Origin of the sequence: Vibrio sp. B1REV9 (assembly GCF_905175395.2) — a bacterium.
Lineage (GTDB): Bacteria > Pseudomonadota > Gammaproteobacteria > Enterobacterales > Vibrionaceae > Vibrio > Vibrio alfacsensis.
The window spans coordinates 849,818-872,620 of record NZ_CAJIMW020000221.1; the positions used below are offsets into that span (position 1 = coordinate 849,818).

Consider the following 22,803-nt stretch of genomic DNA (forward strand, 5'->3'; position numbering starts at 1 on the left):
TTACCAGCCAGGAGCCGAATGTGAATTATATCACGATATTATTCGTTGATGGTCAGTTTCTTTACATCGCCATTGCGCGTTGTAATGACATAACCATCAGACAACAACGTTGGACCGACAGCAAAACCGCTGTCATTCACATATTGTTGTGAAACGAACTCGCCCGTAGAGCGATCGAGCCAATGCAAGTAACCTAGCGTATCACCAACAACAAGGTAGTTATCAATGATTACTGGTGCGGTAAGCTGACGATGTTCTAACTTGCTGTTTTCCCAAAGTTCAGTACCACTACGAGCATCAACAGCTACGATGTGATCTTTCTCTGTAATGACAAAAACGCGGCTACCATCTGTGGCGAGATCATTCGCTGATGAATAATTACGTTTCCAAATTGGGTTTGCCGAACGTAAGTCAATCGCAATTAACTGGCCATTATAGCCCACAGTGAAAAGAGTACCGCCTAAAACGATTGGAGAAGCATCAACGTCAACCAAGCGATCAATCTCTGTCGCGCCTTTTGGCGTTCCTATTGGCTGTTGCCAAATCAATTGACCACGATCAACGATGGCTGCCGCAAGACGTCCATTCGCCGTGCCCCAGAATACACCGCCACCAATCGCTGTTGGTGTACTATCACCACGTAAGGTTAGGTTTGGTACTTCAGTGCTCAGCGCCCAGCGTTGTTCACCCGTGCTTTCATCCAGGGCAATCAAGGTGCCTCGGCTTGTGTTCACGATGATCAATCCAGAATCTGCTACTGGTTTAGCAAGTACTTCACCACCAACAGCAACGCGCCAAAGAACTTCACCCGTTTCTTGGTCAAGCGCAATCACTTCACCATTTTCAGAACCAATGTATAAGTTCTCATAAGCAGCCGTAATACCACCAGAGAGACGTGCAATAACATCCTGTTCTAAGTCAACTTGCCAAATTGCTTTGCCATTTTCAGGGTCTAGCGCTTTTACTAGACCATCGCGGCTTGCCACAAACAGCATATCATTTGCGACAACAGGAGAAAGCTTAGAAAAGTATTGACCAACACCACCGCCAATCGATGCGCTCCATTCACTGCTTGGCGTGAACTGGCTGTCTACTTGAGGCAATGGAGCCATTACAATGGTATCTTCCTCGCTAGCACAACCAGCTAGAATACCCACTGTTAACGCCCCTAGTAAGGCTTTCTTAAAGACTCTTTTCATCCAATGCGGTCCTTATTTGGCCAAGTCATCCAATTTCATTTGTAGCGTTGGGCTAGCATCTGCTGCTTGTTGAGCTTCGGTGTACGCTGTGTATGCAGCTTCTTTGTTGCCTTGACGAAGTGCAATGTCACCACGAAGCTCAGCAATACGACCAGTCCAAGCTGAATCTGTTACTTTGCTAAGTTCAGAATTTGCCGCATCAAGGTTACCCATTTCTGCTTCAATGCGCGCAATACGGTAGCTGATAAGTGGAGATAGCGCGGCATCTTTCGTGTTGCTTTGCGCCCACTTTAACTGCTCAAGCGCAGCAGCAAGGTCTTTCGCATCCACTTGCACTTTTGCTAGCTGAAGGGCAGCAAGTACTGAGTATTCTTTCACTTCATTTGAGTCAATGAACGCCTGAATATCAGCCTGAGCATCTGCGCCTTTTACTTGTAAAGCATTCATTACTGTTGTGTAGCTTTGAGAAGCTGCTTCACTCGCCTGAACTACAGAATCCTGGTAGTAACGCCAACCAAATAGACCACCTAAACCAACAACAGCACCGATAATGACGGCTTTGCCGTTTTCTTTCCACCAGTCTTTAATGGCTTCAACTTGTTGTTCTTCAGTATCGTAAAGTTCCACTTCCTGTCCTCTTAAAACATGTAAATGGCAGCAAAGGCTGCCATTGTTCCTATTTCGTCGAAAGGCTCCTATCTTGGGAGCCTTACTATTACGAATTAAGATATAATCTTTAGCTTATTAAAAGACTTAGATCAGTGCTGCGATCTTCTCTGCAACTTCTGCTTGGTTGTAAGTTTCTTGCTCACCACCAGCTAAATCTTTCAGTACTACGGTGTTATCTGCGACTTCGTTTTCGCCCAGAACTAATGCTACTACAGCACCCACTTTATCTGCGCGTTTAAACTGTTTCTTGAAGTTACCACCACCGAAGTGATTCATCACGCGAACGCCTGGGATGGCTTCACGAAGCTGCTCTGCTAGCTTCATACCCGCCATCATCGTGCCTTCACCAGCGGTTACGACGTAAACATCAACACTACGACGAACATCATTTAGCTCCAGCGTTTCTAGCATGAGAACTAGACGCTCTAGGCCCATCGCAAAGCCTACTGCAGGTGTTGCTTTACCACCTAGTTGCTCAACTAGCCCATCGTAACGACCACCACCACATACTGTACCTTGTGAACCTAGGCTTTCAGTGATCCACTCAAATACCGTGCGATTGTAGTAATCAAGACCACGAACAAGACGCTCATTAACGGTGTATTCGATACCAGCAGCATCAAGAAGTTCACACAGACCCGCGAAATGTTGCTTAGAATCATCATCTAAGTAGTTAGAAAGGCGAGGTGCGTCACCTAAAATCGCTTGCACATCTGGGTTCTTAGTATCAAGAACGCGCAGAGGGTTAGTGTGCATACGACGCTTACAATCTTCATCCAGAACATCCATGTGTTGCTCTAGGAATTCGATCAGCGCTGTGCGGTAGTTTGCGCGCGCTTCTAGAGAACCGATAGAGTTAAGCTCTAGACGTACGTGCTTGTCGATGCCTAGCTCACGCCACAGGCGAGCCGTCATCATGATAAGTTCTGCGTCTACATCTGGACCGTTTAGACCAAATACTTCCACACCACATTGGTGGAATTGACGGTAGCGACCTTTTTGAGGGCGCTCATGACGGAACATTGGGCCCATGTACCATAGACGTTGTTCTTGGTTGTATAGCAGGCCATTTTCAATACCCGCACGCACACAGCCTGCTGTACCTTCAGGACGAAGCGTTAGGCTATCGCCATTACGGTCTTCGAACGTGTACATTTCTTTCTCAACCACGTCGGTCACTTCACCGATCGCGCGGCTAAATAGATGCGTTACCTCAACGATTGGCATGCGCACTTCGTTATAACCGTATGCGCTAACTACATTTTTCACTGTGTTTTCAAGTTTTTGCCACAGTGGAGATTGAGTTGGGAGGCAGTCATTCATGCCTCGGATTGCTTGGATTGGTTTTGCCACAATACTTACCGTAATTCTCGTTGAGATTAATCTTGTACGTTAACTTGGATGCGATTTTCTTCGTCCAATACAGACGCTTTCGCACGGATCTTAGCTTCCAGCTGATCCACAAGGTTATCATTATCGAAACGCTCTTTCTGACGCTTACCGTCTTCGTAGAATGCGCTCTTCTTGTTACTGCCTGCTAGACCTAAATGTGAAACCTCAGCTTCACCTGGACCGTTCACAACACAACCGATAATCGATACATCCATAGGGGTGATGATATCTTCTAGGCGTTGTTCTAGCGCGTTTACCGTGCCAATCACGTCGAACTCTTGACGAGAGCAACTTGGGCAAGCAATAAAGTTGATACCACGTGAACGAATACGCAAAGACTTAAGAATATCAAAACCGACTTTGATTTCTTCAACAGGATCTGCTGCCAGAGAAATGCGGAGCGTATCACCGATACCCTCGGCCAACAGCATGCCTAAGCCTACCGATGACTTAACCGCACCAGCACGCGCACCACCCGCTTCAGTGATACCTAGGTGTAAAGGTTGATCGATCTGCTTTGCCAATAGGCGGTATGAATCCACCGCTAGAAACACATCTGACGCCTTTACACTCACTTTGAACTGATCAAAGTTAAGACGATCAAGATGATCCACGTGACGCATCGCCGATTCCACCAATGCTTCTGGCGTTGGTTCACCGTATTTCATTTGCAGATCTTTTTCTAAAGAACCGCCATTGACACCAATACGGATTGGGATGTTTTTGTCACGGGCACAATCGACAACCGAACGAATACGCTCTTCGTTGCCGATATTGCCTGGGTTAATACGTAAACAGTCTACCCCGTATTCTGCGACTTTCAACGCAATACGGTAGTCAAAGTGAATGTCCGCCACCAGCGGTACAGATACTTGCTGTTTAATAAGCTTGAAAGCTTCCGCTGCATCCATCGTTGGTACTGAAACACGTACGATGTCTGCGCCTACCTTTTCCAAAGCTCGGATTTGTGCGACTGTTGCTTCTACATCAGTCGTTCGGGTGTTCGTCATTGACTGTACAGCAATTGGTGCACCATCACCAATTGGCACATCACCCACGTAAATACGCGTTGATTTACGACGAATAATAGGAGATTCGTGTTGCATAATTCTTTATAACGGTAATGTGAATCGAGCTACTTTGCCTGAAGTATACCCAGAAAGGTCGACAGGTTCACTTGCAAATGTCATTGTTACTCCCTCTGGTGCGCCTAATATCACTTTAAAAGGGGCTTTTCCGGCAAGTTCTACGTCTTGACCCGGCTTACGAGTACCACTTACGAGTGTTCTGCCGTTAACATCTTTCACTTGAATCCAGCAGTCAGCCGCAAACTTCATAGTAAGCAACGTCATCCCCTCAGGGACAACCACCGACGGTTCTGTAGACTCTTCTGCTACTTCCACCATCGCAGGCTCATTTTCAGAGTCAGTGGCGACAGCGTCAACCACTTCTGCTGTCACTGCTTGTGCTGAATCAGCAGCAGACACTGGTGCTGGCTCACTTTCAACAACAGATTCAACCATCGTTGGTGCAATTTCTGCAGGCGTACTAGCAATTAACTCATCCGCGCTGATGCTATCGATTTTTTCAATGTCCGCCGCCATTTGTTCTGCATCTAACCTTGATTCAGAGACCACTTGAGTAAGACTGTCCTCTTGCTGGTTTTGCCACCACCAAGCCGCAGAAATGCCAACAATAACAATGGCAATGACCCAAGTGAGCAGCATGATACGGCTATTATGTTTCTCATGCTTTGTTTTACGGGAAAAGCTCTGCATTTCTGTTTCTTGTTCTTGAACATGTACCTCAGAATGTTGTTCTAACGCTGCCAAAACACTCTTTTCATCAAGGCCAACCAATTTTGCATACGAGCGAAGATATCCGCGAGTAAACGTCGCAACCTGTTGCGATTCAAATCGATTGTTTTCAATGTCTTCGATAACAGAAACGCGAAGTCTTAGGCGATCAGCAACATGCTTCTGAGTCATACCTAGAGATTCGCGTTTATTTTTTAATAGTGTCCCAGCTTCCATAGAAAGCGGCACTTCATTCGTCTTTTCTTGTTCAGTCATAATGGTGATATTTAATCTGTTGGGTGGCTAACACGGTTATTTATTTTCGTTTTTGTTCTTAAGCCTCATTTAAAGATAGCTAGCCTAAACGCGTTAACCAAAATAATCTGTTAGAAATTCACAGTACTTATTGTATGAATGCACGACTTGCAAAGATTCAGCAAAGCGTATTGGAGAAAATACTGTGTATTGTCAGTGCTATAGATCACCATAATAAGCGAATGTATAACAAACACAAAAACTCTTTCCGTCCAAATTAACAGATAGCTCAAGCTTTTGTCCAAAAATTGACACTGTGAACAACATTTCACACCAGCCACACTGTAAGCGGCAGGTTACATTCCATATGCAACATACAAAATAGCCAGAGCGTGATGCTCTGGCTATTTCATGATTCATTTCAATTTATACTGCTTTTACATCGATGGTGTCTGCACCACGAGCTGCTTTTAGTGCCGCTGTACGTTTCGTACGGTCGATAACATCACCTACCAACTGACCACATGCTGCATCAATGTCATCACCACGAGTCTTGCGAATCGTAACCGTATGTTCATATTGCATTAGTGTCTTTTGGAAACGGTCAATTCGCGAATTACTCGGTTTCTTGTACGGAGAACCTGGATATGGGTTAAACGGAATCAAGTTGATCTTACAAGGGGTGCCTTTCATCAACTCCGCTAATTCACGCGCATGGTCCATATCATCATTGATATGATCAAGTAACACATACTCAACCGTCACTTTGCCTCGGTTTGCATTTGATGAAGCAATGTAACGACGAACTGACGCCAAAAATTCTTGGATATCCCAGCGATCGTTAATTGGCATGATTTCACTACGTAGCTTATCATTTGGTGCGTGAAGAGAAATCGCTAATGCTACGTCGATTTTGCCTGTCATCTGATCAAGACCAGATACCACACCTGAAGTCGAAACGGTAACACGACGTTTTGATAGGCCAAAACCAAGATCATCAAGCATGATTTCTAATGCTGGGATCAGGTTTTTCATATTCAGAAGTGGTTCGCCCATGCCCATCATTACTACGTTAGTAATTGGGCGACGACCTGTTTCTTTCTCTAAACCTACTTCGCGAGCAGCACGCCATACTTGACCAATGATTTCTGATACTTTCAGGTTGCGGTTAAAACCTTGCTGCGCAGTTGAACAGAATTTACACTCCAATGCACAACCCACTTGAGAAGATACACACAGTGTCGCACGGTCATCCTCTGGAATGTAAACCGTTTCTACGTCTTGATCGCCTACTTTCATCGCCCATTTAATGGTGCCATCAGATGAATGTTGAGCCTCAGAGACGATAGGTGCTTTCACTTCACATTTTTGATGTAGTTTTTCACGCAGCTTCTTGTTGATGTTCGTCATGTTGTCGAAGTCATCAACACCGAAATGGTATATCCACTTCATAACCTGATCCGCACGGAACGCTTTTTCGCCTAGCTCTTCCGCGAAAAATTGACGCATGCCTTTGCGATCAAAGTCGAGTAGATTGATTTTTTCAGTAGTCATGTTGCCTCTCAATGACTGAAACAAGAATAAGGGCGCGAATTGTACAGCCTTTATGCAGTCACAACAAGGGTTGTAAGACCCTGAGTTCGCTAAGGCATTAAAATCATGACGGTTAAATTTTCACCAATAATTATTCATCTTTCTCGTTGATTGGCAGATAATAAAAAGCCCCGGATAAAACCGAGGCTCAACAATAAAACGAGTACAAGGCAAGATTAGCGTGGGCAAATCTCAGACGCAGGGAAGAAGAACTCAATTTCTCGTGCTGCAGACTCTGGGCTATCAGAACCATGAACGGAGTTATGGCGCATACTCAAAGCGTAATCCGCACGAATGGTGCCACATGCCGCTTCTTCTGGGTTTGTTTTCCCCATTAACTCACGGTAACGAGCAATCGCGTCTTCCCCCTCAAGAACCTGAACCATAATAGGGCCAGATGTCATGAACTCTTTCAGAGCAGGGAAAAACTCTTTACCTTCATGTTCTGCATAAAAACCGCTCGCCTGTTCTTCTGTCAGATGAACCATCTTTGCTGCTACGATTCGTAAACCTGCTTTTTCGATACGGTGATAAATCTCACCAATCAAATTGCGTTCTACAGCGTCAGGCTTAACAATTGAAAACGTTCTTTCTAGAGCCATAAAGTTTCCTTTTTGTACTTGTAATAATAGTTGTAGACCTAAGTGACTTTTCGTCCCTTTTGGTTATACCAGTACAGACATCAATCTGCACTGGCAAAAGTTTTATTTAGCCGCTTGTTCGTTCAAGAAACAAGCAAGAGTGCGAACACCCATACCCGTTGCGCCCGCCGCCCATTTATCTGATGCTGATTTACGGTACGTACCTGCGCAATCAAAATGCAACCAACCTTTTTTGTAATCTTCAACGAAGTAAGACAAGAATGCTGCTGCGGTGCTGGCGCCAGGTGAGTAATCACCAGAACTGATGTTAGAAAGATCAGCAAAGTTTGATGGAAGCATACCTCGGTGGAACTCCGCAAGAGGCAGTGGCCATAGGCCTTCTTTCTCTTGGTTTGCCGCCGTTAGCGCTTGGTGGGAGAGCTCATCGTCAAAGCTCATCAATGCGTGGTAATCATTACCTAGCGCATTCTTAGCAGCGCCTGTGAGTGTTGCACAGTCAATGATTAGCTCTGGTTTTTGCTCACTGGCGTAGATAAGACCATCAGCAAGAACCAAACGACCCTCAGCGTCCGTATTCATGATCTCAACCGTCTTACCGTTTTTGTAAGTGATGATGTCGCCCAGCTTAAGTGCTCGACCAGATACCATGTTCTCTGCACAACAAAGGATCAATTTCACGCGCTTGTTCAGGCCACGAAGAATTGCAAGTGCAAGACCACCGGTGATGGTACCTGCCCCTCCCATGTCCGCTTTCATTGCTGTCATGAAGTTTGATGGCTTAAGACTGTAACCACCTGAATCAAAGGTGATGCCTTTACCCACTAGACACGCAAACACTGGTGCGTTTTCATCGCCTGTTGGGTTGTAATCAAGTTGCAGCATTGCTGATGTGCGCTCAGAGCCGCGACCCACTGCATAAATGCCTTCCCAACCCTCTGACAACAGGTCTTTATCTTTAACGATACGAGCCGTTACTGTGCCTTGTGGTGCGATTGATTTGATGAATTCAGCCGCCATGGTTGCCAATTGACGTGGCGCCACTTCTTCAGCTGTTTTGTTGATGATATCGCGAGTAAAGTCCGTAGAAGTGATACGAGCGTGCAGCTCTGCTTGGTCTTGCTCAGAAAGCGCAACCCACTCTAGCGTACCGTGTTTTTTCGGGTTGCGGTATCCTTGATGAAAAGCCCAAATGCTCTCTAGGTCCCAGTGTTCACCAGACAGTAAAATAGAATGGATACCTTGGCCATCAAGTTGACGTGATGCACGCTGAATAGAATCGAGTTCATCCCCTGCTGTTACGTGGATAGTTACGCCATTTTCTACAAACGAAAGCAACGCATTTTCACCCCAGTGTGGAGCGGCAGGTTCATGACTTAAAAATACAGACATCTGTGTAGACATGGTTTCTCCTTGTCTTATAACGGCGTTACCTACGCCGCTTCTTTTTAATAACTCACGGATGTTAGCATTATGTAGGGTAAAAATGTCAATTTGATAAAAAAACGGACCATAGGGTCCGCTTTTTTTAGTGAGAATTGTTAACTCGGCTGTGTTTCTCACCGAACTGAGCGCTAATCCGCTTCATCCATCCAGCACAAGATAACGGCTTCTAGAATCTTTTCGTTACAATGGTTTGGCTCATCGTCAAACTCATCCAACTCCATGATCCATTGATGAAGATCGGTAAAACGTACCGTTTTAGGATCCACATCTGGAAACTTGTCACAAAGCTCAATCGCGATGTCGCGAGAATCTATCCATTTCATTGCTCACTTTCCTTTTACTTCCCCCTATTAAGGGGCAGAATTAATGATCTTCTGACGCGTGGTTTAGCGTGTACTTTGGAATCTCAACAACCAAGTCCTCATCGGCCACTTTTGCTTGGCAACCAAGGCGAGATTCTGGTTCCAGACCCCATGCTTTATCAAGCATGTCGTCTTCTAGCTCTTCGCTTTCTTCTAGTGAATCAAAACCTTCACGAATGATCACATGGCAAGTGGTACATGCACATGATTTCTCACAAGCATGCTCAATACCAATGCCATTTTTTAGTGCTACATCTAGAACGGTTTCACCCGCTTTTGCTTCCAACACCGCACCTTCTGGGCACAAATCTTCGTGTGGCAATACAATAATCTTAGGCATAACTACTTATCTCTTATATATCATTAACTGACTGACCTGACAGTGCAGCTCGAATTGATTTATCCATACGGCGTGACGCAAAGTCTTGACTCGCTTTATCGGTATCTTTAATGCCTTGCTCAATCGCATCCGCATCTTCACCGTTACGCAGTTCAATCAGTGCTTCAATCACTTTCAATAGCGCTTGTTTCTCTTGCTCTGATAGTAGTTCATCACCATCAGCTTGCATCGCAGCAATCAACCCCTCAATCACTCGGTCAGCTTCGACACGCTGCTCGGCCAAGGCGCGAGCCTGCATGTCTTCTTTCGCATAAGTCATCGAGTCACGAAGCATATTCGCGACTTCATTGTCACTTAAACCGTAAGATGGCTTAACTTGAATCTCTGATTGAACGCCCGTACTCTTCTCCATCGCAGTAACTGACAATAGACCGTCTGCATCTACTTGGTAAGTCACGCGAATGTGCGCTGCACCAGCCGCCATTGGTGGGATGCCTTTCAGCGAAAAACGAGCCAATGAACGGCAGTCATCAACCATCTCACGTTCACCTTGTACGGTATGCACCGTCATTGCCGTTTGACCATCTTTAAACGTGGTAAATTCTTGTGCGCGAGCCACAGGAATGGTGGTGTTACGTGGGATAATTTTCTCAACCAAGCCACCCATGGTTTCAATACCAAGAGATAGAGGAATAACGTCCAGAAGCAGCATTTCAGAGTCAGGCTTATTACCCGCTAGGATGTCTGCTTGAATACCCGCACCGATTGCAACGACTTCATCAGGGTTAATGCTTGTCAGTGGTGTACGACCAAAAAACTCGCCTACCATTTCACGAACGAGCAATGTGCGTGTTGAACCACCCACCATGACGGCTTCAAGTACATCTTCCGCATCCACATCAGCATCTTTCAGTGCACGGCGGCAAGACATCAGGGTTTTCTTCACTAACGGACGAATCAGATCTTCGAACTGCTCGCGAGTCACTGAGCCTTTCCAGCCAAACACGTCAACATCAACGCTGTCTTTTTCAGAGAAAGCAATCTTCGTCGCCGTTGCTATGTTCAGTAGTGCACGGTTTTTCTCAGCAGAAAGTGGCGCTTCTAGACCTGCTTGCTCCATTAGGTAATCCGCTAATAGATGGTCAAAATCATCACCACCTAGCGCAGAGTCACCGCCTGTTGCTAATACTTCAAAGACGCCTTTCGACAAACGTAAGATAGAGATATCAAACGTACCGCCACCTAAGTCATAAACGGCAATCACGCCTTCTTGACCAGAGTCTAGACCGTAAGCAATCGCAGCCGCTGTTGGTTCGTTAAGCAGACGTAGTACGTGAAGACCCGCCAATTTCGCCGCATCTTTTGTGCCTGCACGTTGAGCATCATCAAAGTAAGCAGGCACGGTAATAACGACGCCAGCCAACTCGCCACCTAGTGTCTCTTCAGCACGTTTGCCTAGTGCTTTAAGAATGTCTGCAGACACTTCAATCGGGTTTTTATCACCCTGAACTGTTTGCAAAATTGGTAAGCCGTTGTCGCTCTCTTTAAATTGATAAGGCAAAGATGGGTAACGAGCTTGGATGTCTTTCAGAGAACGTCCCATCAAACGTTTAACTGATATAATGGTGTTTTCTGGCTCTTGCTCCGCTTTTTCTCTCGCATCATAACCAACGAGGGCGGTTTCTTGTGTGTAATTAACAACAGATGGCAGAATACTGCGTCCTTGATCATCCGTAAGGGTGGTTGCGTTACCACTGCGCACAGATGCAACTAACGAGTTTGTTGTACCGAGATCGATACCTGCTGCTAACTTATGCTCATGAGGTGCCGAGCTTTGGCCCGGTTCTGCGATTTGAAGTAGTGCCATGATGGGTCCTTGTCACGCTAACTAGCCGAGAAGTTTATCTTCAACCAGTTCAATTTCGTTCTTTAGCTTGGCAATGAATTTAAGTTTGCGAACTCGGTCCGCGGCTTCCGCCCAACGACCATCTTGAAGTTCTTGTTCTACACTCGCCAAATGCTGCTTGTACATTTTGCTGACTTTCGCGTCGAAATCAAAAAGCGCTGATTCCGGATCAGAGCTGCCAGCAATGTCTTCCAGTTCTTCACGCAGTTCCATTTGTTCCATAAGAAACATCGGATCTTGCATGGTTTGTTGCTCACCGCGAATCTCTGTGCCATTTTCAGCCAAGATGTATTCAGCGCGAGAGATTGGGTGCTTAAGCACTTGATACGCATCGTTAATTTGCGCTGCTTTTTGCACCGCCATGAGACGATCACGCTCTGAGGCAGTAGCAAAGTTATCTGGGTGGAAGCGTTTTTGTAGCTCTCGGAACTGGGAAGAAAGAAGGCTACCATCCAGTGTAAACTGACTTGGTAGCCCAAATAATTCAAAGTGATTCATTAAGATCGGGTCCTAGTAAAGCCTTCTGGACTCGTTTGCCCAGAAGGACAATCAATTAGACGTTGAAGCTTTCACCACAACCACATTCACTTTTCGCGTTCGGGTTGTTGAACTCAAAACCTTCGTTCAATCCCTCTTTTACGTAATCCAGTTCTGTACCATCTAGGTACACTAAACTTTTCTTATCAATGATGATCTTCACGCCCGAATGATCGAACACTTCATCTTCTTCATTAAGATCGTCTACAAACTCAAGCACGTAAGCCATACCGGAACAGCCTGTCGTCTTCACTCCAAGACGCAAACCGATACCTTTGCCTCGGTTATCTAGGAATGCTTTTACGCGACTCGCCGCTGTTTCTGTCATTGTGATGGCCATACTGCACCTTACGTCTGTCTAAATTACGATTTGAATGGGAGCTTTAATTCAAGTCCCCATTATATACGGAATACTTATTCCTGGTGTTTTTTCTTGTAGTCAGCAACTGCTGCTTTGATTGCGTCTTCCGCTAGGATTGAGCAGTGCACTTTCACAGGAGGAAGTTCTAGCTCTTCTGCAATCTCAGAGTTTTTGATAGATGCCGCTTCATCGATAGACTTGCCTTTCACCCACTCAGTTACCAGTGAGCTTGAAGCGATTGCACTACCACAACCGTAAGTTTTAAATTTCGCATCTTCAATGATGCCCTCAGGCGTCACTTTGATTTGAAGTTTCATAACATCACCACAAGCTGGAGCGCCAACCATGCCGCTACCTACTGATGGATCTTCTTTATCAAATGAACCAACGTTACGTGGGTTCTCGTAGTGATCAATTACTTTTTCGCTGTATGCCATGATAAATTACCTCGAATCCTCTATTTCAATCCCTGAGATTAATGGTGAGCCCATTCAACCGTGCTCAAATCAATCCCTTCTTTATACATATCCCATAGAGGAGACATGTCGCGTAGCTTAGTCACTGCAACGCGGATTTGTTCAATTGCGTAATCAATTTCTGCTTCAGTCGTGAAACGACCAAATGAGAAACGTACTGAGCTGTGCGCCAATTCGTCGTCTAGACCAAGTGCACGAAGAACGTAAGATGGCTCTAGGCTCGCTGATGTACAAGCACTACCAGAAGACACTGCTAGATCTTTTAGTGACATCAGTAGCGATTCGCCTTCTACGAATGCAAAGCTCACGTTTAGGTTGTGTGGAACACGCTGTTCTAGGTCACCGTTCACTGTTACTGCTTCTAGATCTTTAACCCCATCTAGAAGACGATTACGAAGTGCTAGTGCGTGATCGTAATCTTTTTGCATGTCTTCTTTTGCTACACGGAACGCTTCACCCATACCCACGATTTGGTGAGTTGGAAGCGTGCCCGAACGGAAACCACGTTCATGGCCGCCACCGTGCATTTGCGCTTCAAGACGGATACGAGGCTTGCGACGTACGTAAAGTGCACCGATACCTTTAGGACCGTATACTTTATGCGCAGACAGTGAAATTAGATCAACTTTCAATTCTTGAACGTCGATTGGCAGTTTGCCCGCAGACTGTGCAGCATCCACATGGAACACAATCTTACGCTCACGACATAGCTCACCGATTGCTGCGATGTCTTGGATGACACCAATCTCGTTGTTAACGTGCATGATTGAAACTAGAACCGTATCTTCACGCATTGCCGCTTGAAGTTTGTTTAGATCAATCAGACCATTTGATTCTGGCTGTAAATAAGTGACTTCAAAGCCTTCGCGCTCTAGCTGACGACATGGGTCAAGAACCGCTTTGTGCTCTGTTTTACAAGTGATTACGTGTTTACCCTTCTTAGAGTAAAAATGTGCTGCACCTTTGATAGCAAGGTTGTCAGACTCTGTTGCACCTGATGTGAATACGATTTCGCGAGGATCTGCATTTAGAAGGTCAGCAATTTGCTCACGAGCAGTATCTACAGCTTCTTCTGCCTGCCAGCCGTAACGGTGCGAACGCGAAGCTGGATTGCCAAATGTGCCATCCATTGTCATGTACTGAACCATTTTTTCAGCAACACGTGGATCTACTGGACATGTAGCGGAATAATCAAGATAAATCGGCAGTTTCATTCTCTACTCCAATGTAAAATGCTGACCGCTAAGAGCGGACGTTTACACCGATGGGCGCGGTGGTTGTATTTTTGTTTGATAACCCATGAGTGACCACCAGATCAATGTCCTGACGATCAGAAATTTCTAAAACTTCATTGTCTGTCATTAGCTCACCGAGCGTAATGTTATTCAAGAAGTCGCTAATACGAGAGCTCAGGTCACGCCATAGTGTGTGAGTTAAGCAGCGAGTGCCACCTTGGCAATCGCCTTTGCCTTGGCATTTAGTCGCATCGACTGACTCATCAACGGCTGCAATTACAGTACCAATAGCAATACTATGCGCGTCGGCGCCAAGTCGATAACCACCACCAGGACCACGAACGCTTGCAACAAGCCCTGCTTTACGTAGTTTTGAAAAAAGCTGCTCTAAGTAAGAGAGCGAGATCCCTTGACGCTCTGAGATGTCTGCAAGAGGTACCGGGTTTTGTTGCGAGTGCAGTGCTACATCCAGCATGGCTGTCACCGCATATCTTCCTTTAGATGTAAGTTTCATTCCACACCGTATCCACATGGTTTGTAATGATTAGGATTTTTCCATACCCGACTAAAACGGTCAAGTATTTATTTGACTAATTTAGTCAGGTATTCATCCTTACACCTAAAGTGGTTATTATTTGCTCAGATTTTCTTTTCAATCGAAGTCAAAATACCGCGCAATATATTGAGTTCTTGCGCTTCTGGTCGAGCTCGTGAAAACAAACGTCGTAGTTTGTTCATTACCTGACCTGGTTGCTCCTGATTAATAAATTGGGTCTCCACAATGACCTTTTCAAGGTGCTCAAAGAACATTTCTAGTTCTTTATGTCGAGGGTATTCTTCTGGCTCAGTTGGCGTGTACTTACTTTGCTCTAAATTTAGATGGGCAACTCGAACTTCATAACTTAGTGTTTGTACTGCCATGGCTAAGTTGAGTGAGCTGTATTCTGGGTTTGCAGGGATACAGACATGATAATGGCACTTTTGCAGTTCTTCATTGGTTAGGCCAGTTCTTTCACGGCCAAATACCAATGCGACAGGGTGCTTTTGCCCCTCTACTGCAAACTTTTCACCACACTCACGCGGCTCAAGCATTGGCCATTCTAATGTGCGCGAGCGAGCGCTAGAACCAACAACAAGACCACAATCTTCAATCGCTTCTTCGAGCGTACTTACGATTGTTGCGTTTTGAGCAATATCACCTGCACCTGCTGCAAGGGCAAGGGTTTGTTCATCGACTTCACACTGTGGATCAACTAATACTAATTGGCTTAACCCCATGACTTTCATTGCTCGTGCAGCCGAGCCAATATTGCCTGAATGTGAAGTTCCGACGAGTACGATTTTTACTTGATCCAACATCTGTGTCTGCCACCTAAATTAAAACCGATGGATGTTATCATAATTTTTTTACACACCCTATAGTGAAGCGGTTTTCTAGCCGTATTCTCGTCGTTTGGTGCTCTGTATCACGATAGGTTCTCGAACACATTTGCGTTGGCGAACAAAAAATAACCACTTCCTTTTTGATTTATCTCTGGTATACTCGCCGCCGCTTTCATTTTGTTCTTTAACATCCGTTGGGAAATTCGTATGCATCCTATGCTAAACATTGCTATTCGCGCTGCGCGAAAGGCAGGCAATCACATTGCTAAATCATTAGAAAACACAGATAAGATTGAATCTTCACTAAAAGGCACTAATGACTTTGTTACTAACGTTGACAAAGAAGCAGAAGCTATCATCATCGATACTATCAAGCACTCTTACCCAGAGCACTGCATCGTAGCTGAAGAAGCTGGTCTTATCGAAGGTAAAGATAAAGACGTACAATGGATCATCGACCCGCTGGATGGCACTAATAACTTTGTAAAAGGTTACCCACACTTCGCAGTATCTATCGCAGTTCGCTTCAAAGGTAAAACTGAAGTGGCTTGTGTATACGATCCAATGCAAAATGATCTGTTCACGGCTCAACGTGGTGCAGGCGCACAGCTAAACAACGCTCGTATCCGTGTAGCTCAACTTAAAGACCTACAAGGTACTGTTCTAGCGACTGGTTTCCCATTCAAACAGAAACAACACGCTGAATCTTACATCAAGATCGTTGGTTCTCTATTTACTGAATGTTCAGACTTCCGTCGTAGTGGTTCTGCTGCTCTTGACCTATGTTACGTTGCTGCAGGTCGCGTTGATGGTTACTTCGAGCTAGGTCTAAAACCTTGGGACATGGCTGCAGGTGAACTTATCGCTCGTGAAGCTGGCGCTATCGTAACTGACTTCGCTGGCGGTACTGATTACATGAGTTCTGGTAACGTTGTTGCTTCAAGTGCTCGTGGCGTTAAATCAATGCTTAAGCACATCCGTGAAAACGGTAATAGCGCAATCCTTAAGTAAGATATTAAATCATGCTTAACTCATCATGCTGATGAATTTTTAACAAGGCCCCACTCATTGAGTGGGGCTTTTTTATGTCTGTTTTTCGGGATTTTTAACCCATGTCTTTGAAAGAATACGTGGGAAAGAAGGCGCTGTGGCAAAAGAGCTCTGTAGTTAGAAAACTGAAATATAAAAAACCGCTGAATAGTCAGCGGTTTTTATTATAAACGTCTCAAGTTGCCTTATGGCATCTCGTCGAACTCTGCACCTTCCTTTTCTACTTGTGGTGGCATCAAGTGCTCTTTCTGGATACCCAGTTTTAGAGACAGTGCTGACGCAACGTAAATAGAAGAGTAAGTACCAACGGTGATACCAAGCAATAGCGCCGTCGCAAAACCGTGGATCATCGCACCGCCTTGCGTAAACAGAGCGATAACTACGAACAGGGTCGTACCTGAGGTAATCAATGTACGACTCAGCGTTTGCGTGATCGCACTGTTAATCACTTCAATAGAATCGCCTTTACGCATCTTACGGAAGTTCTCACGGATACGGTCGAATACGACGATGGTATCGTTGAGTGAGTAACCGACAACCGTCAATAGTGCAGCAACGATGGTTAGGTCAACTTCAATTTGAAAGAACGAGAAGATACCGAGTGTGATGATGATATCGTGAGCCAATGCCATTACTGCACCAGCTGCAAGACGCCATTCGAATCGCATCGATACGTAGATCAAGATACAGATCAGTGACACAAGAATTGCCAAGCCACCGGCTTCTGTTAGTTCATCACCAACGTTTGGACCAACGAACTCGATACGACGCATTTCTACGCTTTCACCTGTTCCCTCTTTGATTGCACCAATGATCTGGTTACCCAGAATTTCACCTGAGATATCATCACGAGGACGAAGGCGCACCATCACGTCACGAGCACTACCGAAGTTTTGTACAGTTGCATCGCCAAAACCTTTCGCATCTAGCGCACCACGGATCTCTTCAAGATTCGCTGGTTGCTCAAAACCAACTTCGATAAGCGTGCCGCCCGTGAAGTCTAAGCCCCAGTTCAACCACTTGGTTGAAAGCGTAAAGATAGACGCAGCGATCATGACCATCGAAAATGCGAATGCAACTTTCGACCAACGCATAAAGTCGATCGTGTTCTCTGCTTTTAGAATTTGAAACATAATAATTCCCAGCCTTAGATCGACAATTTCTTAACGCGCTTGCCACCGTACACCAAGTTCACGATACAACGTGTACCAATGATTGCGGTGAACATAGAGGTCAAGATACCGATAGATAGTGTTACCGCGAAACCTTTCACCGCACCTGTACCCACAGCAAATAGAATGATTGCCGTGATCAGTGTGGTGATGTTCGCGTCGGCGATAGTACTGAACGCGTTCGCGTAGCCTTGATGAATCGCCTGTTGAGGGCTACGACCCTCGCGAAGTTCTTCTCGAATACGTTCAAATATCAGTACGTTCGCATCAACTGCCATACCAACCGTTAATACGATACCGGCAATACCTGGCAAGGTCATCGTTGCACCTGGAATCATCGACATAATACCGATGATAAGTACTAAGTTTGCCATCAGTGCCACGTTCGCGATCAAGCCAAAACCACGGTAGTAAAGCAGGGTAAAGATCATTACCGCAACCATACCCCAGATACATGCTTGAATACCCATATCGATGTTTTGCTGACCCATTGATGGACCAATGGTGCGTTCTTCAACGATAGAGATAGGTGCAATAAGCGCACCTGCACGCAATAGAAGTGCTAGGTTGTGAGCTTCTGCTGCAGAGTCAATACCGGTAATACGGAAGTTACGGCCAAGAGCCGATTGAATCGTTGCTTGGTTGATGACTTCTTCGTACTTATCCAGAATGACTTTACCTTCTGGGGTGCGACGGCCACTGTCTTTGTACTCTGCGAACACGGTTGCCATTAGCTTACCGATGTTCTGGCGAGAGAACGCAGACATCTTATTACCACCTTCGCTGTCTAGCGAGATGTTAACTTGTGGACGACCGTATTCATCAACACTTGAGCTTGCATCTGTGATGCTTTGACCACCAAGAATAATGCGTTTCTTAAGTACAACTGGACGACCATCACGGTCCATTTTGATTTCACTGCCCGCAGGAGCTCGGCCACTTGCCGCCGCCGCTAAGTCAGCTTTATCATCGACTTCACGAAACTCAAGTGTCGCTGTCGCGCCAAGAATTTCTTTTGCACGAGCGGTATCCTGAACACCAGGAAGTTCAACGACAATTCGGCTTGCACCTTGACGTTGAACCAATGGCTCAGCAACCCCCAGTTCATTCACACGGTTACGCAGAATCGTGATGTTTTGTTCAACCGCGTAGTTACGGATCTCTTGTAAACGTTGCTCAGTAAAAGTGGCGACAAGAGCGTAACGACCGTCAGAATCAGACTCGACAAAGTTCATGTCTGGGTGATTCTTTTCTAACGTTGCTTTTGCTTCGGCAAGTTGCTCTTCATTGCGCAACAAGATTTCCACGCCATCTTGACCCGATGGGCGAATCGCACGGTAACGAACTTTCGCTTCACGAAGTTCACTACGGAATGCTTCTTCTTGTTGGCCGACCAACTTCTCCATTGCGGCATCCATGTCCACTTCCATCAAGAAGTGAACACCACCACGTAGGTCAAGACCTAACTTAAGTGGCGATGCACCGATCGCTTCTAACCAATGTGGTGTCGATGGTGCTAGGTTGAGGGCAACGATTTTATCTTTGCCAAGCGCTTCGCTGATAATATCGCGTGCACTGATCTGTGTATCAGTGTCATTGAAGCGAACAAGGATTGATCCATTTTCGAGAGCAATGGATTTATGAGAAAGGTGCTCTTTATCAAGAGCTTTAGTGACAGCATCCAGCGTTGACATATCTACAGAGGCGCCACGCGCCCCTGTAACTTGAACAGCCGGATCTTCACCGTAGATATTTGGAAGCGCGTATAACGCGGCGGTGATGATGGCAAAAAATACCATCAAATACTTCCATAGAGGGTAACGGTTTAGCACAGCGAGGATCCTTTGGCTGTTTTATAGAGACTTAAGCGTACCTTTTGGTAGCACTGCAGTAATGAAATCTTTTTTGATCACAACTTCATTGTTTGCATTTAGCTCAATTGAGATGTAGTCGTTATCTTCTGTAATCTTAGTGATTTTACCCACTAGACCACCACTGGTAAGAACTTCATCACCTTTGCCCATAGAAGCCATTAGGCTCTTGTGCTCTTTTACACGCTTAGCTTGTGGACGGTAGATCATGAAGTAGAAGATCACCGCGAACATGCCTAGCATGATTAGCATTTCAAAACCGCCACCTGCTGGTGCGCCTTCAGCTGCTGCGTGAGCTTGAGAAATAAACATTAAAACATCCTCATTATATTTTATTGATAATCCAACAAGTTGGGCATTCGCGATTGAGATTCAAGTCTGAGAACAGCTAATAGAGATCGCTCTCTCAAAAAAACTGTGCGTTTGCCTACTTTATTAGCAAAAGCCTCTGGCGACATGCCAAAGGCTTTAATTTTTTTATGCTTCGCCTAGTGGCGGAACTTCGCGGTCACGACGAGCGTAAAACTCTTGTACGAACTCATCGAAACGATCTTCATCAATCGCCTTACGAATGCTCTCCATTAAACGCTGGTAGTAGCGTAAGTTATGGATAGTATTCAGACGAGCACCTAGGATTTCGTTACAACGCTCTAGGTGGTGAAGGTATGACTTACTGTAGTTTTGACAAGTGTAACAGTCACAGTGCGGATCTAATGGTGTTGTATCCGTTTTATGTTTCGCATTACGGATCTTGATCACACCACCAGTCACAAATAGGTGACCATTACGTGCATTACGCGTTGGCATTACACAGTCAAACATGTCGATACCACGGCGAACACCCTCAACCAAGTCTTCTGGTTTACCCACGCCCATTAGGTAGCGAGGCTTGTCTTCAGGTAGTTGAGGACAAGTGTGCTCTAGAATACGGTGCATGTCTTCTTTAGGCTCACCTACTGCTAGGCCACCGACGGCATAACCATCAAAACCGATTTCAGTCAGACCTTTAACCGATACGTCACGTAGGTCTTCGTAAACACCACCTTGAACGATACCAAACAGGTTGTTCGGGTTTTCTAGTTTATCGAAGTGGTCACGTGAACGTTGAGCCCAACGTAGAGACATTTCCATCGATTTTTTCGCTTCGTCGTGCGTCGCAGGGTATGGCGTACACTCATCGAAGATCATTACAATGTCAGAACCTAGGTCTTTTTGGATTTCCATCGACTTTTCTGCGTCCATGAAAATTTTGTCACCGTTTACAGGGTTGCGGAAATGAACACCTTGCTCGGTAATAGTACGCATTTTACCTAGGCTGAATACTTGGAAACCGCCTGAATCGGTAAGAATTGGACCATGCCAGTTCATGAAATCATGCAGATCGCCATGCATTTTCATTACTTCTTGGCCAGGACGCAACCATAGGTGGAAAGTGTTACCAAGCAGAATCTCTGCGCCAGTACCTTTCACTTCTTCTGGTGTCATGCCTTTAACCGTACCGTAAGTACCAACTGGCATAAAAGCAGGTGTTTGAACAGTGCCGCGTTCGAAAGTCAGTTGACCACGACGCGCATTGCCGTTTTTCTTCTTAAGATCGAATTTTAATTTCACGATGCCTCCGGGTGTCAGAGAAACAGTCTGACTGTGTATCCGGGGATAAATCCCCACTTTAAGGAGCGGTCGCTTTTCCATGCGAGAGACAAAACAGACACTCTGTTTTATTTCCTAGCTTACTGCTAGCACTCGTAAACATTTAAAAAACTAACTAACACAATATTACCGCTGAAGAGCAAGAGCTGCGCTTACCAACGTAAGTAGGCACATTTAACTCGCTATTAACGCATAAAATACCGTTAGTTCGTTTTTTTCTTGATAAACATTGAATCACCATATGAGAAGAAACGGTAATGATTTTCTACCGCATGCTTATAAGCGTTCATGGTGTTCTCGTAACCTGCAAATGCACTCACCAACATAATCAAGGTTGATTCTGGTAAATGGAAGTTAGTGATCAAGCAGTCCACCAGCTGGTACTCGTAACCAGGGAAGATAAAGATCTCAGTATCACCAAAGAATGGGACAAGCTCAGTGCCTTTCTTTAGTGCATCTTGTGCTGCACTTTCTAAAGAACGCACCGATGTCGTGCCAACAGCGATCACTCGACCACCGCGAGCTTTGGTTGCAGTGACTGCGTCTACCACTTCTTGCGGCACTTCAACGTACTCCGCATGCATATGGTGATCATTAATATTATCCACTTTTACCGGCTGGAATGTGCCTGCGCCAACGTGCAAAGTAACATAAGCAAACTCCGCACCTTTCGCTTTAATTTTGTCTAGCAGTACATCATCAAAATGTAGGCCTGCTGTTGGTGCCGCTACCGCACCTGGTTTTTGGTTATAAACCGTTTGGTAACGCTCTTTATCTGCGTCTTCATCTGGGCGGTCAATATATGGTGGGAGTGGCATATGGCCAATTTCTTCCAATATTTCAAGAACCGTCTTATCAGAGTTAAACTTCAGCTCAAACAGTGCATCATGACGAGCCACCATTTCAGCCGAGTATTCATCGTTTTCACCGACAATCACTGTCGAGCCAGGTTTTGGTGATTTAGAGCAGCGTACATGCGCTAAAATGCTTTTTTCATCGAGCATTCGCTCAACCAGCACTTCAAGTTTACCGCCTGATTCTTTGCGACCAAACATACGAGCTGGGATAACGCGGGTATTATTGAAAACCACGAGGTCACCGGCTTGAATATGGTCCAACACATCCGTAAATGTGCCATCCACTAGCTCGCCAGTATTGCCGTCCATTTGCAGCAATCGGCTAGCGGTACGCTCTGGTTGAGGGTAACGAGCGATGAGTTCATCTGGAAGGTCGAAATGGAAATCTGATACTTGCATGTTACTTGTCTTATCTATTGGTCAAATCACGTCAAAGACGACGATAAAATTGCGACGAGTTTTTCGCAGCAGACTAGTATATGTTTACATGCTGCAATAGCAAGCAAATCCCCTTTGATTAACGGTAAAAGCGCTGACTAAGAGTGTAATAAAACATGAAGAGCGCATTGTTCCACGACATGTCGATATAAATCGACAGACCTTATTATTATTAAATTACTCATTAACTTTACTTTTAGACTATATTGACTAAGA

General features: G+C 45.3%; 23 protein-coding genes. 1 reads left to right on the forward strand and 22 read right to left on the reverse strand.

Annotated features, from left to right (window positions below; genetic code table 11):
• Window positions 1-38 precede the first annotated feature (38 nt).
• The 17 genes from bamB to trmJ all read right to left on the reverse strand — a co-directional run bounded on the left by bamB (window position 39) and on the right by trmJ (window position 15,525).
• Window positions 39-1,199 carry an outer membrane protein assembly factor BamB gene (gene bamB / locus KHN78_RS04320; protein ID WP_211919915.1) on the reverse strand — a complete coding sequence of 387 codons (1,161 nt, stop codon included), beginning with the start codon at window positions 1,197-1,199 and terminating at the stop codon, window positions 39-41.
• Between the two features lie 12 nt (window positions 1,200-1,211).
• Window positions 1,212-1,826: a YfgM family protein gene (locus KHN78_RS04325; RefSeq protein WP_128811538.1), complete on the reverse strand. Its 615-nt coding sequence runs from the start codon at window positions 1,824-1,826 to the stop codon at window positions 1,212-1,214.
• Window positions 1,827-1,952: 126 nt separating this feature from the next.
• Window positions 1,953-3,221, reverse strand: a complete 1,269-nt coding sequence (gene hisS, locus KHN78_RS04330; protein WP_128811539.1) for a histidine--tRNA ligase — start codon at window positions 3,219-3,221, stop codon at window positions 1,953-1,955.
• A 26-nt stretch (window positions 3,222-3,247) separates the two neighbouring features.
• Window positions 3,248-4,366, reverse strand: a complete 1,119-nt coding sequence (gene ispG, locus KHN78_RS04335) for a flavodoxin-dependent (E)-4-hydroxy-3-methylbut-2-enyl-diphosphate synthase (protein ID WP_128811540.1) — start codon at window positions 4,364-4,366, stop codon at window positions 3,248-3,250.
• A 6-nt stretch (window positions 4,367-4,372) separates the two neighbouring features.
• On the reverse strand, window positions 4,373-5,332 hold the full coding sequence (gene rodZ, locus KHN78_RS04340; RefSeq protein ID WP_211919916.1) for a cytoskeleton protein RodZ: 960 nt from the start codon (window positions 5,330-5,332) through the stop codon (window positions 4,373-4,375).
• Between the two features lie 405 nt (window positions 5,333-5,737).
• Window positions 5,738-6,865, reverse strand: coding sequence for a bifunctional tRNA (adenosine(37)-C2)-methyltransferase TrmG/ribosomal RNA large subunit methyltransferase RlmN (locus KHN78_RS04345; protein WP_128811542.1), 1,128 nt, complete (start codon window positions 6,863-6,865; stop codon window positions 5,738-5,740).
• Between the two features lie 215 nt (window positions 6,866-7,080).
• Window positions 7,081-7,506, reverse strand: coding sequence for a nucleoside-diphosphate kinase (gene ndk / locus KHN78_RS04350; protein WP_128811543.1), 426 nt, complete (start codon window positions 7,504-7,506; stop codon window positions 7,081-7,083).
• Between the two features lie 102 nt (window positions 7,507-7,608).
• Window positions 7,609-8,907 (reverse strand): aminopeptidase PepB, encoded by a 1,299-nt coding sequence (gene pepB, locus KHN78_RS04355; RefSeq protein ID WP_211919917.1) that lies wholly within the window; start codon window positions 8,905-8,907, stop codon window positions 7,609-7,611.
• Window positions 8,908-9,077: 170 nt separating this feature from the next.
• Entirely contained in the window at window positions 9,078-9,272 is a 195-nt protein-coding gene (gene iscX / locus KHN78_RS04360) for a Fe-S cluster assembly protein IscX (protein WP_128811545.1), read from the reverse strand.
• A 40-nt stretch (window positions 9,273-9,312) separates the two neighbouring features.
• Window positions 9,313-9,651: an ISC system 2Fe-2S type ferredoxin gene (gene fdx, locus KHN78_RS04365; RefSeq protein WP_029844243.1), complete on the reverse strand. Its 339-nt coding sequence runs from the start codon at window positions 9,649-9,651 to the stop codon at window positions 9,313-9,315.
• Between the two features lie 13 nt (window positions 9,652-9,664).
• Complete coding sequence (hscA, locus tag KHN78_RS04370) at window positions 9,665-11,518, reverse strand: Fe-S protein assembly chaperone HscA (protein ID WP_211919918.1); 1,854 nt, start codon at window positions 11,516-11,518, stop codon at window positions 9,665-9,667.
• Between the two features lie 21 nt (window positions 11,519-11,539).
• On the reverse strand, window positions 11,540-12,055 hold the full coding sequence (hscB, locus tag KHN78_RS04375) for a co-chaperone HscB (RefSeq protein WP_211919919.1): 516 nt from the start codon (window positions 12,053-12,055) through the stop codon (window positions 11,540-11,542).
• 55 nt (window positions 12,056-12,110) lie between these two features.
• Complete coding sequence (gene iscA, locus KHN78_RS04380; protein ID WP_211919920.1) at window positions 12,111-12,434, reverse strand: iron-sulfur cluster assembly protein IscA; 324 nt, start codon at window positions 12,432-12,434, stop codon at window positions 12,111-12,113.
• A gap of 74 nt (window positions 12,435-12,508) precedes the next feature.
• Window positions 12,509-12,892, reverse strand: a complete 384-nt coding sequence (gene iscU / locus KHN78_RS04385) for a Fe-S cluster assembly scaffold IscU (protein ID WP_005424883.1) — start codon at window positions 12,890-12,892, stop codon at window positions 12,509-12,511.
• Window positions 12,893-12,930: 38 nt separating this feature from the next.
• Complete coding sequence (locus KHN78_RS04390; protein ID WP_211919921.1) at window positions 12,931-14,145, reverse strand: IscS subfamily cysteine desulfurase; 1,215 nt, start codon at window positions 14,143-14,145, stop codon at window positions 12,931-12,933.
• Window positions 14,146-14,173: 28 nt separating this feature from the next.
• Entirely contained in the window at window positions 14,174-14,680 is a 507-nt protein-coding gene (gene iscR / locus KHN78_RS04395; protein WP_010446153.1) for a Fe-S cluster assembly transcriptional regulator IscR, read from the reverse strand.
• A 125-nt stretch (window positions 14,681-14,805) separates the two neighbouring features.
• Window positions 14,806-15,525, reverse strand: coding sequence for a tRNA (cytosine(32)/uridine(32)-2'-O)-methyltransferase TrmJ (gene trmJ, locus KHN78_RS04400; RefSeq protein ID WP_211919922.1), 720 nt, complete (start codon window positions 15,523-15,525; stop codon window positions 14,806-14,808).
• 231 nt (window positions 15,526-15,756) lie between these two features.
• Between trmJ and suhB the strand changes: the two genes are divergently transcribed.
• On the forward strand, window positions 15,757-16,560 hold the full coding sequence (gene suhB / locus KHN78_RS04405) for an inositol-1-monophosphatase (RefSeq protein ID WP_211919923.1): 804 nt from the start codon (window positions 15,757-15,759) through the stop codon (window positions 16,558-16,560).
• Between the two features lie 224 nt (window positions 16,561-16,784).
• Here the strand turns inward: suhB and secF are convergent, their stop codons facing one another.
• The 5 genes from secF to queA form a co-directional block, all read right to left on the reverse strand.
• Window positions 16,785-17,732, reverse strand: a complete 948-nt coding sequence (gene secF, locus KHN78_RS04410) for a protein translocase subunit SecF (RefSeq protein WP_211919924.1) — start codon at window positions 17,730-17,732, stop codon at window positions 16,785-16,787.
• Between the two features lie 14 nt (window positions 17,733-17,746).
• Complete coding sequence (secD, locus tag KHN78_RS04415; protein WP_211919925.1) at window positions 17,747-19,603, reverse strand: protein translocase subunit SecD; 1,857 nt, start codon at window positions 19,601-19,603, stop codon at window positions 17,747-17,749.
• 21 nt (window positions 19,604-19,624) lie between these two features.
• Window positions 19,625-19,954 (reverse strand): preprotein translocase subunit YajC, encoded by a 330-nt coding sequence (gene yajC / locus KHN78_RS04420; RefSeq protein WP_128811555.1) that lies wholly within the window; start codon window positions 19,952-19,954, stop codon window positions 19,625-19,627.
• A gap of 165 nt (window positions 19,955-20,119) precedes the next feature.
• On the reverse strand, window positions 20,120-21,253 hold the full coding sequence (gene tgt, locus KHN78_RS04425; RefSeq protein WP_128811556.1) for a tRNA guanosine(34) transglycosylase Tgt: 1,134 nt from the start codon (window positions 21,251-21,253) through the stop codon (window positions 20,120-20,122).
• Between the two features lie 242 nt (window positions 21,254-21,495).
• The gene (gene queA / locus KHN78_RS04430) at window positions 21,496-22,548 is read right to left on the reverse strand and encodes a tRNA preQ1(34) S-adenosylmethionine ribosyltransferase-isomerase QueA (RefSeq protein ID WP_211919926.1); all 1,053 of its coding nucleotides are present in this window, start codon (window positions 22,546-22,548) and stop codon (window positions 21,496-21,498) included.
• Window positions 22,549-22,803 lie beyond the last annotated feature (255 nt).

Coding starts and splice junctions, on each gene's coding strand:
- bamB (WP_211919915.1), bottom strand. CDS start 1,199: ATGAAAAGAGTCTTTAAGAAAGCCTTACTAGGGGCGTTAACAGTGGGT.
- ispG (WP_128811540.1), bottom strand. CDS start 4,366: ATGCAACACGAATCTCCTATTATTCGTCGTAAATCAACGCGTATTTAC.
- rodZ (WP_211919916.1), bottom strand. CDS start 5,332: ATGACTGAACAAGAAAAGACGAATGAAGTGCCGCTTTCTATGGAAGCT.
- KHN78_RS04345 (WP_128811542.1), bottom strand. CDS start 6,865: ATGACTACTGAAAAAATCAATCTACTCGACTTTGATCGCAAAGGCATG.
- ndk (WP_128811543.1), bottom strand. CDS start 7,506: ATGGCTCTAGAAAGAACGTTTTCAATTGTTAAGCCTGACGCTGTAGAA.
- pepB (WP_211919917.1), bottom strand. CDS start 8,907: ATGTCTACACAGATGTCTGTATTTTTAAGTCATGAACCTGCCGCTCCA.
- iscX (WP_128811545.1), bottom strand. CDS start 9,272: ATGAAATGGATAGATTCTCGCGACATCGCGATTGAGCTTTGTGACAAG.
- fdx (WP_029844243.1), bottom strand. CDS start 9,651: ATGCCTAAGATTATTGTATTGCCACACGAAGATTTGTGCCCAGAAGGT.
- hscA (WP_211919918.1), bottom strand. CDS start 11,518: ATGGCACTACTTCAAATCGCAGAACCGGGCCAAAGCTCGGCACCTCAT.
- hscB (WP_211919919.1), bottom strand. CDS start 12,055: ATGAATCACTTTGAATTATTTGGGCTACCAAGTCAGTTTACACTGGAT.
- iscA (WP_211919920.1), bottom strand. CDS start 12,434: ATGGCCATCACAATGACAGAAACAGCGGCGAGTCGCGTAAAAGCATTC.
- iscU (WP_005424883.1), bottom strand. CDS start 12,892: ATGGCATACAGCGAAAAAGTAATTGATCACTACGAGAACCCACGTAAC.
- KHN78_RS04390 (WP_211919921.1), bottom strand. CDS start 14,145: ATGAAACTGCCGATTTATCTTGATTATTCCGCTACATGTCCAGTAGAT.
- iscR (WP_010446153.1), bottom strand. CDS start 14,680: ATGAAACTTACATCTAAAGGAAGATATGCGGTGACAGCCATGCTGGAT.
- trmJ (WP_211919922.1), bottom strand. CDS start 15,525: ATGTTGGATCAAGTAAAAATCGTACTCGTCGGAACTTCACATTCAGGC.
- suhB (WP_211919923.1), top strand. CDS start 15,757: ATGCATCCTATGCTAAACATTGCTATTCGCGCTGCGCGAAAGGCAGGC.
- secF (WP_211919924.1), bottom strand. CDS start 17,732: ATGTTTCAAATTCTAAAAGCAGAGAACACGATCGACTTTATGCGTTGG.
- yajC (WP_128811555.1), bottom strand. CDS start 19,954: ATGTTTATTTCTCAAGCTCACGCAGCAGCTGAAGGCGCACCAGCAGGT.
- queA (WP_211919926.1), bottom strand. CDS start 22,548: ATGCAAGTATCAGATTTCCATTTCGACCTTCCAGATGAACTCATCGCT.